The organism is Streptomyces sp. NPDC018045, assembly GCF_044327445.1.
In the GTDB taxonomy this organism is placed as follows: Bacteria; Actinomycetota; Actinomycetes; order Streptomycetales; family Streptomycetaceae; genus Streptomyces.
Map to the genome: position 1 here is coordinate 1 of NZ_JBIRFL010000087.1, position 1,124 is coordinate 1,124.

Annotated in this window: 1 protein-coding gene; it reads right to left on the reverse strand. The window is 68.1% G+C overall.

From position 1 onward, the window contains the following. Nucleotides 1–23 precede the first annotated feature (23 nt). A complete protein-coding gene (locus tag ACH4EB_RS38710) occupies nucleotides 24–893 on the reverse strand; it encodes an IS5 family transposase (RefSeq protein ID WP_398353238.1) in 870 nt (289 codons plus the stop codon). Between the last annotated feature and the right edge of the window lie 231 nt (nucleotides 894–1,124).

Sequence of the window (1,124 nt, forward strand, 5' to 3'; positions counted from 1 at the left end):
AGAGGTCGTTTTCTCCCGTTGTTTCATCCCGTCATGCGTGTTTGATCCGGTGATGTCGGGTGGCGCCAGGAGATGGTGTTCTCGCCGGTGAGGCGGCGGGCCATGAGGTCGGTCATGGCCAGGTGGATCAGGGCTTCGGAGCGGGCCGGGAGGGTTTCGTAGTCGCGGACCAGGCGGCGGTGCAGCATCAGCCAGCCGTAGGTGCGCTCGACCGCCCACCGCTTCGGGAACGGGGTGAACCCCCTGGCCCCGGGGGTGCGTTCGACGATTTCCATATCGATGCCGAGGGCGGCGGCGTGCTCGACGAGGTGCTTGCGGTAGCCGCCGTCGACCCAGACCTTGCGCAGGCGCGGGTGGTCGGCGGCGACCTGGTCGAGCAGCTGAGTGCCGGCGGTGGAGTCCTGGACGCCGGCCGCGGTGACCAGCACCGCAAACAGGAGGCCGAGCGTGTCGGTGATGACGCTCCGTTTGCGGCCCACGATCTTCTTGCCCGCGTCCATGCCCTGGCTCCTGGCGGGGACGCTGGTGGCGGTCTTGACGCTCTGCGCGTCGATCACGCCGGCCGATGGTTCCGCGTTCCGGCCCTGCTGCTGGCGTACCAGGTCCCGCAGCAGGCCGTTGAGCTGGGCGAAGACGCCGTCCTTCTGCCACTTGGCGAAGTAGCCGTAGATCGTTTCCCAGGGCGGGAAGTCGTGCGGCAGGTAGCGCCACTGCACGCCGGTGCGGTCGACGTACAGGATCGCGTTCATGATCTCGCGCAGGTCGTGTTCGGGCGGTCGCCCGATGTCCAGGGCCCGGCCGCGGCGCTCGAAGCGCCAGGCTGTCAGGACAGGCTCGATCAGCTTCCAGCGGGCATCGGACAGATCGCTCGGGTAGGGGCGTCGTGCGCTCATGACTGGGGCGTACCGCCGGTGCGGGCGGGCGCCCAGGCGCGCGTCCGCACCTGTGGCAGCGCGGCCGCGGAACGGGCGTCCTGGGATGAGACAGGCGCAAGCCGCCTCGCCCCCCAGGCGTCACCCCCTCCGGCTCCCAGGAACCAACCGCGCCTCAGATCCCATCAGCATCACGTTCTCACAGTTCACAAAAACGTGTCTATTGCAATGAAACAGGAGAAAACGACCTCT

What these genes read in the sequence shown, in the direction of transcription:
- ACH4EB_RS38710 (WP_398353238.1), bottom strand. Translation starts at nt 893, where the DNA reads ATGAGCGCACGACGCCCCTACCCGAGCGATCTGTCCGATGCCCGCTGG.